The sequence below is a fragment of the Stackebrandtia sp. genome (assembly GCF_035643755.1).
GTDB lineage: Bacteria > Actinomycetota > Actinomycetes > Mycobacteriales > Micromonosporaceae > Stackebrandtia.
In genome coordinates this window covers 22,813-30,685 of sequence record NZ_DASQPW010000083.1, presented here as the reverse complement: position 1 = coordinate 30,685, position 7,873 = coordinate 22,813, and the positions used below count along the sequence as shown (strand labels likewise).

Below are 7,873 nucleotides of genomic sequence, written 5' to 3'. Positions count from 1 at the left end.
GGCATCGACATCCACCGGCTGCGCGACGAACCCCTGCTGCTGGCCGCACCGCCCGGCCGCTGGCCCGACGACGGCGACGGACCCGACGGCCTGGCCGCCTGCCGCGACGACCGCTGGATCGCCCCCCACAGCGACACCGCGCTGCGCACCGTCCTGGAACGCGCCTGCCACGCCGCCGGATTCACCCCACAACTGGACTACGCCAGCGACGACTTCACCGTCATCATGGCGCTCATCCAGGCCGGGCTCGGCGTGTCCCTCATCCCGCACAGCATCGTCGAACCACTGGCCGCCGACGTGCGCCTGTACCCCGTGGCCGACCTCGAACTCACCCGCACCGTATCGGTGGCCGTGCGCGCCGGCAGCCGCCCCGACCCCGCCATCGACACCCTCATCGGCGCGCTGCGCGACACCGCGACCTAGACGAAACCCAACGCCCCCAACACCAGGCGCGGCACATCGACATGACCCAGACCCGCCGGCTCCACGCCCGCCACACCCGGCCCGCCGGCCGCCAGCCACGCGGTGCGCTCGGCGGTCGAGTCGCCGCCGTGACCACCGGCGTCACGGTGACCGTGATCGGTCACGGCGATGAACGTCCACGACTCCTCGCCAAACGTCGCACGCGACGACACCGCCGCGACCACCTCCCCGACGCAGGCGTCGGCGTTGACCAGCGCCCGCGTGTAGGCGGCGTCCACGCCGTGCTCGTGCCCCGCGTGATCCACCTGTCCGAAGTAGACGAAAGCGGCGTCGATGTCGTCCGACGCGATGGTCTTGGACGCGCACGCGGCCACGTCGGCGTCACTGATGGCGTCGCCGCCGTTTTTTGAATTGCGCGGGCGCGGCGGAACGTACTGGTGATCGGCGGCGAAGATCGGGCCGCCGTGGGTCCTGGTGAGCAACGGCAGCCAACCGGCGGCGGCATAGGTGGTCGCGCCGTGCGCGGCGGCCTGGCGCAGGAAGCACGGGAAACGCCGCAAACGGTTGAAGCGCAGGTTGTTGCCCGTGATCCGATGCTCGTCGCTGCACACGCCGGTGGCGATGGTGGCCCAGCACGGTCCCGAAATCGTCGCATTGACCTCGGGCACCCGGCAGGCGGTGAGGAAACCCGCCGCGGCGATGGCGTCCAGGTGCGGCGTCGCCGCGGCGCGCAGCGTGTCGAGGCGCACCCCGTCGAGGCCGAATACGATCACCTTGTGTTTCATGTGGAGGGTCCCCTGCCGTCGACAACGCGGCGTCCACTATAAGGCCGATCGCGGCCGCAACGTCGCCGCCCGCAACAGCCACGCCGCCAACACGCCACCGATCAGACCGAACAGGTGCCCCTGCCACGACACGTGCGGCTGGGACGGCAACACGCCCCACAGGATCGAGCCGTAGTACACCACCACCAACACCGCCAAGGCGATGTCGACGCCGCGGCGGTCGAAGACGCCCCGGCCCACCAGGTACCCGAAGAGCCCGAAGATCACGCCGCTGGCGCCCACCGTCACCGAACCCGCCGGCGCCGTCACCCACACCCCCGCGCCCGACACCAACACGATCAGGCAGACGGCCGCGACGAACCGGCGCAGACCCCGGGCCGCGGCCAGGAAACCCAGCACCAGCAGCGGCACCGTGTTGGCCGCCAGGTGGGCGTAGCCGGTGTGGAGCAGGGGTGCCGCCGGGATGCCCAACAGGCCCGACCAGGTGCGCGGCGCGATGCCGTAGCGGTCGAAGGATCCCGAAAGGACGTGGTCGGCGGCGGCGATGATCCACAATGCCGCGACACCGGCGGCGACCACGGCGGCGGCCCGAAAGGCTTGCGGCAGCGACATGACGGCGGCAAGTGTAAACGGCAACCACCACATTGACACCACGTATATACATGTGTGACTATGTTGTCACTACAGAGTGTGGCGTGCTTCACTTCGAGAAGGCCGGTGTCATGAACTCCTCGTGGGCAAGTGGAATCAGGCAGGGCGCGGCGGCGGCAGCGGTCATCATCCTGGCGGCAAGCGGCTGCACCAGCGGCGGCGACACCCAGGCCCCCCTGGTGGTCGCCGTCGACCAGACCATCTCCGACCTCAACCCGCTCACCAGCTTCTTCTCCCTGAACTACCAGGTCGCCGACCTCATGTACACGCCCCTGATCCGCTACAGCGCCGACGACTTCGCCCCCACCAAGGGCCTGGCGACAAAGTGGACACACTCCGGCGACCGTCGCACCTGGACCTACACGATCCGAAGCGGCGTGACCTGGTCCGACGGCAAGAAGGTCACCGCCGACGACGCCCGCTTCACCCTGCGGCTGCTCATGGACGACAAGAAACTGCACGCCTCCCACGCCGACCTGGTCGACAACTTCACCTCCGTGGCCGCCCCCGACGCCTCCACACTGGTCGTCAAGATCAAGCGCCCGTCGTCGCAGATGACCCACATGGACGTGCCGATCGTGCCGCGACACGTGTGGTCCAAGATCCACAACCCCGCCTCGTTCAACAACACCGACTTCCCCGTGGTGGGGTCCGGACCGTTTTTGGCCAGCGACTTCAAGGTCGAGGAATACATCAAGTTCAAGGCCAACGACTCCTACTGGGAGGGCGCGCCGAAGTACAAGTCGCTGGCGATGCAGTACTACAAGACCCCCGACGCCGCGGTCCAGGCGCTGCGCTCCGGAGACGTCGACCTCACCGCCACCTCCAGCGGACTCAACCCCGCCCAATACGACTCCCTCAAAGGCGCCACCGGCGTCACCACCAACCGCGCCACCGGACGCAGCCTCACCTCCATCACCTTCAACGTCGGCGCCCGCGCCCAAGACGGCACCCACATCGGCGACGGACACCCCGCCCTGCGCGACGCCACCGTGCGCCGCGCCCTGGCCCAGGCCATCGACAAGAAACAACTCATCGACAAGGTCAAGGACGGCATGGCCACCCCCGGTGTGGCCTACATCCCGCCCATCTTCGCCGACTACTTCTGGGACCCCGGCGACAAGACCGTCGACTTCGACATCGACGCGGCCAACAAACTCCTCGACGACGCCGGATACCGACGCGGCTCCGACGGCATCCGGGCCATGCCCCACGGCGGCAAGAAACTCGAATTCCGGCTGCTGTACCACTCCGACACGCCCTCGGAATCCACCATCGCCGACTTCCTCAAAGGATGGTGGAAGCGCCTGGGCATCGCCGTCGACACCGCCGGCGCCGACGGCACCAAACTCAACGACACCCTGTACGCCGGGAAATTCGACGTCATCTTCTCCGGCTGGGGCGTCGACGCCGACCCCACCGGCATCCTCGCCCTGTACACCTGCGACGCGCTGCCCGAGTCCGCCAAATCCTCCGAACGCGACACCGACACCTTCTACTGCGACGCCACCTACGACAAGCTGTTCGCCAAACAAAAGGCCGAAACCGACGCCACCAAGCGCGCCGACGAGGTCAAGAAGATGCAACAGATCCTCTACCGCCAGGCCCCCGAGGTGACCCTGTACTACTCCGACCGGCTGGAGGCCTACCGCTCCGACCGGTGGGACGGCTTCGACACCCAACCCGCCCACCACGGCATGATCACCGCGCAACAGGGCGTGTGGGGGTACTACTCCGCCCGGCCCGTCGCCCACGAAACCGGCACCGGATGGTGGGCCGCCAGCGCCGCCCTGGTCGCGGTCGTGGTCGTCGTCGGCGCGGTGTGGTGGCGGATGCGCCGCCGCGCCGCCACCGCCGACGAGCGCGAATAGGGGGCACCGGGCGTGGGTGTGGGCGGGTGGCCGCGATTCGTCGCCGTGCGGCTCGGCGGGGCCGCGGTGTCGCTGGGACTGGTCCTGATCAGCGCGTTCTTCATCTTCCGGGTGCTGGGCGGCGACCCCGTGTCGGCCATGACCCGCGACGTGCCGGCCACGCCGGAGCAAAAACGCCAACTGCGCCACCAGTTGGGCCTGGACGATTCGCTGGCGCAACAGTTCGCCACCTACGTCAAGGGCGTGTTCTCAGGCCAACTCGGACAGTCCTACCAGTACCGGCGGCCCGTGGCCGACCTCATCGTCGACCGGCTGGGCGCCACCGTCCTGCTCACCGGCACCGCCCTGGTGCTGTCGGCCGGGCTCGGGCTGTGGATCGGCACCCGCGCCGGGTGGCGCTCGGGAAGCCGCTTCGACAAGACCCACGTCGGGGTGTCGCTGGCGCTGTGGTCGGCTCCGACGTTTTGGCTCGGCCTCATCATGCTGGTGGTGTTCGGGCGGCTTCTGGGATGGTTTCCCATCAACGGGATGCGCTCGCCGCGCACCGCCGACGGCTGGTGGCCCCAGACCCTCGACATCGCCCACCACCTCGTCCTGCCGGCCGTCACCATGGCCGCGGTCATCTACGCCCAGTACGTCCTCATCATGCGAGCATCCATATTGGAGCAACGCGGGGAGGAGTACCTCGTCACCGCCCGCGCCAAGGGACTCACCGACGCCGCGGTCCTGCGCCGCCACGCCGTCCCCAACGCCCTGCTGCCCACCGTGACGCTGGTGTTCATGCAACTGGGCGCGGTGGTGTCCGGCGCCATCCTCACCGAGACCGTGTTCTCCTGGCCCGGCCTGGGCCAACTGGCCTACGAGGCCCTCAAGGTCCCCGACATCCCGCTGCTGCAAGGCACCTTCGTGTTCTTCTCCGCGGCCGTCATCATCGCCAACACCTGCGCCGACATCGCCTACCGCATCCTCGACCCGCGAGTGAGGACCTCATGACCGCCACCGCGATCCGCTGGGCCCACCGACGCACCCGCGCCGCCGACGCGTGGCGGCAGTACCGCGCGCAGCGCGCCGGCATGGCCGGACTCATCGTGCTGGCCGCCGTGACGATCCTGGCCATCGCCGCGCCGCTTGTGGCCGACGCCGACAGCCTCGACCCCACCCAGGCGCCGGGCCACCGCTTCGAGCCCCCCGGCGCCCGATTCTGGCTCGGCACCGACGACGTCGGACGCTCCGTGCTCACCCTGACCATCTACGGCGCCCGCATGTCCCTGCTGGTGGGCGTCACCGCCACCGTCCTGTCCGTCCTCATCGGAGCGGTCGTCGGCCTGGTCGCCGGGCACTTCGCCCGCGCCACCGGCTGGGTCCTCATGCGACTCACCGACTGGTTCCTCGTCCTGCCGCAACTGGTGCTGGCCATCGCCCTGGCCGTCATGCTCGGCCCGTCGGCGGCCACCATCATCATCGCCATCGCGCTGACGTCATGGGCCTCCACCGCCCGGCTCGTGCGCTCCGCCACCCTGGCCGTGGAATCCCGCGGCTACCTGGAACGCGCCCGCGCCCTGGGCGGCGGACACTGGCACCTCATCACCCGCCACGTCACCGGCGCCGTGGCGCCGCTCATCTTCGCCTCGGCCACCCTCCAGGTCGCCAGCGCCATCCTCGCCGAGGCCACCCTGTCGTTCCTCGGCCTCGGCGACCCCGCCGTGGTGTCGTGGGGCACGATCTTGTCCCACGCCAACGATTCCGGCGCCGTGTCGTACGGCGCGTGGTGGTACGTCATACCGCCCGGCGTGCTCATCGTGGCCGTCGTGGCGGCGTTCACCCTGTGCGGCAGGGCCGTGGAGGCAATCGTCAACCCGCGGCTGCGGGAGGCCCGATGAGCCTTGTGGACATTCGCGACCTCACCGTCACCTACGACGCGCGACGCGCCGCCGTCCCCGCCGTGCGCGGGGTGACGCTGAGCGTTCAGGCCGGGGCCAGCCTCGGCATCGCCGGGGAGTCCGGCTGCGGCAAATCATCGGTGGCCCTGGCGATGCTGCGGCTGCTGCCGGCCACCGCCGCCGTGGGCGGCCACATCCTCCTGGACGGCGACGACATCGCCACCATGTCGTTCGGGAAGCTGCGCGCCGTGCGCTGGAGCCGGGCCTCCATCGTGTTCCAGGGCGCCATGCACGCCCTCAACCCGGTGCGCGCCATCGGCGGCCAGATCGCCGAACCCATCCGCGTCCACGACCCCGCCACCACCCGCGCCGACGCCCTGACCCGCGCCCGCGAACTGCTGCGCCAGGTGGGACTGCCGGCCTGGCGCGCCGACAGCTACCCGCACGAGCTGTCGGGCGGGCAGCGCCAACGCGTCATGGTCGCCATGGCCCTGGCCTGCCGGCCCCGCCTCATCATCGCCGACGAGGCCACCACCGCCCTGGACGTCATGATCCAGGCCCAGGTCCTCGACCTGGTGTCCGACGTCATCGCCCGCCAGGGCATCGCGCTCATCATGATCAGCCACGACCTGTCCATCCTGGCATCCACATGCGACGAACTGGCGGTGATGTACGCCGGACGCGTCGTCGAACACGGACCCACCGCGAAGGTCGTCGCCCACGGCGCCCACCCCTACACCCGCGGCCTCGCCCGGGCGTTTCCCACCGTCGGCGACCCCGCCTCGCGCGGCCGCCCCCGCGGCGTGCCCGGCGACGCCCCCTCGCCGCTGCGCCTGCCCGACGGGTGCGCGTTTCGGCCCCGCTGCCCCATCGCCATCGACGACTGCGCGCACGGCGACATTCCACTACAGGCCGTCGCCGAGGGGCGGCGGGCCGCGTGCCTGCGCGCCGGCGAGGAGACGCCATGACACCCATCCTCGACGCCCGCGACATCCGCGTGTCCTACGCCTCGCGCGGCAGGGGCCGCGCCGTGGCCGTCGACGGCGTCAACCTCAGCCTCGACGAAGGCGAGATCCTCGCCCTGGCAGGCGAATCCGGGTGCGGCAAGACCACCCTCGCCAAGGCGCTTTTGGGCCTGGTCGTGCCCGACTCGGGCCGCGTCACCTATGCCGGGGCGCCCGTGACCTACCGCGCCAGGGACCTGCGGCGGCTGCGGCGCGGCGTCCAGCTGGTCATGCAGGACCCCACCGGCGCCCTCAACCCGCGCCACACCGTGTTCGACGCCGTGGCCGAAGGCCCCCGCATCCACCGGCTGGGCGGCGACGAAACCGAGCGCGTCACCCAGGCCCTGTCGCACGCGGGCCTGCGCCCGCCCGCCGACTTCCTCGCCCGCTACCCCCACGAGCTGTCCGGCGGGCAACGCCAACGCGTCGTCATCGCCGGGGCACTGGCCCTGCGACCGCGCGTCATCGTCGCCGACGAACCCGTCGCCTCCCTCGACGCGTCGGTGCGCGGCGAGATCCTCGCCCTGCTGCTGCGGCTGCGCGACGAACTGGGACTGTCGGCCGTCATCGTCACCCACGACCTCGGCGTGGCATGGAACATCGCCGACCGCCTGGCCGTCATGTACGCCGGACGCATCGTCGAACACGGGCCCGCCGCCGACATCCTCACCCAACCCCGCCACCCCTACACCCGCGCCCTGGTGTCCGTCCTGCCCGACAGCCCCGTCGGAGCGCCCATCGTGCTCAGCGGCGAAACCCCCGACGCCACCGACATTCCCGCCGGCTGCCGCTTCCACCCCCGCTGTCCCGCCCTCGCCGACGGCACCGCCCGACAATCCCATGTGGACGGCGACTGTCGCGCGCGCGACCTGCCCATCATGGACGCACGCTCCCCCGGCGCCGCCTGCCACCTCGTCGCGCCGCCCGCGTTAGGGTGGCCCGCGTGATCATCGTGCACGTGTGGCTGCGCTCCAAACCCGAAACCCGCGACACCACCATCGCCGCCCTGAAACAGATGCAGGCGTCCACCATCGCGGGCGACGACGGCTGCCAGCACTACGCCTTCGCCGCCGACCTCGACGACGACTGCCTGTTCACCTGCATGGAGGAATGGCGCGACGAGGCCGCGCTCGCCGCGCATCTGGCCGCCGACCACATGCGCGAACCCGACGCCATATTGGACGAGTCCACCATCGGAAAAGCCGTCATCAAGGTGTATCGCGCCGAACCCTCGACCATTCCCGACCACTGATGCGCGC

General features: G+C 70.5%; 9 protein-coding genes. 7 read left to right on the top strand and 2 right to left on the bottom strand.

Annotation, left to right across the window (positions count from 1 at the left end; translation table 11 throughout):
• Positions 1–423: LysR substrate-binding domain-containing protein (locus VE172_RS06290; RefSeq protein ID WP_324798708.1), on the top strand; the 423-nt coding region annotated here is incomplete at its 5' end.
• Here the strand turns inward: VE172_RS06290 and VE172_RS06285 are convergent.
• Complete coding sequence (locus VE172_RS06285) at positions 420–1,208, bottom strand: alkaline phosphatase family protein (protein WP_324798705.1); 789 nt, start codon at positions 1,206–1,208, stop codon at positions 420–422. The two genes, VE172_RS06290 and VE172_RS06285, sit on opposite strands and share 4 nt — an antisense overlap.
• A 36-nt stretch (positions 1,209–1,244) precedes the next feature.
• Positions 1,245–1,820: a rhomboid family intramembrane serine protease gene (locus VE172_RS06280; RefSeq protein WP_324798703.1), complete on the bottom strand. Its 576-nt coding sequence runs from the start codon at positions 1,818–1,820 to the stop codon at positions 1,245–1,247.
• Positions 1,821–1,903: 83 nt separating this feature from the next.
• On the opposite strand from VE172_RS06280, the gene VE172_RS06275 reads away from it, so the two are divergent.
• From VE172_RS06275 to VE172_RS06250, 6 genes are read left to right on the top strand one after another with little or no spacing between them, the layout of a single operon-like run.
• The gene (locus VE172_RS06275; protein WP_324798701.1) at positions 1,904–3,730 is read left to right on the top strand and encodes an ABC transporter substrate-binding protein; all 1,827 of its coding nucleotides are present in this window, start codon (positions 1,904–1,906) and stop codon (positions 3,728–3,730) included.
• 12 nt (positions 3,731–3,742) lie between these two features.
• A complete protein-coding gene (locus VE172_RS06270) occupies positions 3,743–4,723 on the top strand; it encodes an ABC transporter permease (protein ID WP_324798699.1) in 981 nt (326 codons plus the stop codon).
• Positions 4,720–5,610 carry an ABC transporter permease gene (locus tag VE172_RS06265; protein ID WP_324798697.1) on the top strand — a complete coding sequence of 297 codons (891 nt, stop codon included), beginning with the start codon at positions 4,720–4,722 and terminating at the stop codon, positions 5,608–5,610. Before VE172_RS06270 ends, VE172_RS06265 begins: the two co-directional genes overlap by 4 nt.
• On the top strand, positions 5,607–6,578 hold the full coding sequence (locus tag VE172_RS06260; protein WP_324798694.1) for an ABC transporter ATP-binding protein: 972 nt from the start codon (positions 5,607–5,609) through the stop codon (positions 6,576–6,578). The genes VE172_RS06265 and VE172_RS06260 overlap by 4 nt, the downstream gene beginning before the upstream one ends.
• Positions 6,575–7,561: an ABC transporter ATP-binding protein gene (locus tag VE172_RS06255; protein ID WP_324798691.1), complete on the top strand. Its 987-nt coding sequence runs from the start codon at positions 6,575–6,577 to the stop codon at positions 7,559–7,561. Before VE172_RS06260 ends, VE172_RS06255 begins: the two co-directional genes overlap by 4 nt.
• Entirely contained in the window at positions 7,558–7,866 is a 309-nt protein-coding gene (locus VE172_RS06250) for a putative quinol monooxygenase (RefSeq protein WP_324798688.1), read from the top strand. The genes VE172_RS06255 and VE172_RS06250 overlap by 4 nt, the downstream gene beginning before the upstream one ends.
• Positions 7,867–7,873: the final 7 nt, after the last annotated feature.

Coding starts and splice junctions, on each gene's coding strand:
- VE172_RS06260 (WP_324798694.1), top strand. CDS start 5,607: ATGAGCCTTGTGGACATTCGCGACCTCACCGTCACCTACGACGCGCGA.
- VE172_RS06265 (WP_324798697.1), top strand. CDS start 4,720: ATGACCGCCACCGCGATCCGCTGGGCCCACCGACGCACCCGCGCCGCC.
- VE172_RS06285 (WP_324798705.1), bottom strand. CDS start 1,208: ATGAAACACAAGGTGATCGTATTCGGCCTCGACGGGGTGCGCCTCGAC.
- VE172_RS06280 (WP_324798703.1), bottom strand. CDS start 1,820: ATGTCGCTGCCGCAAGCCTTTCGGGCCGCCGCCGTGGTCGCCGCCGGT.
- VE172_RS06255 (WP_324798691.1), top strand. CDS start 6,575: ATGACACCCATCCTCGACGCCCGCGACATCCGCGTGTCCTACGCCTCG.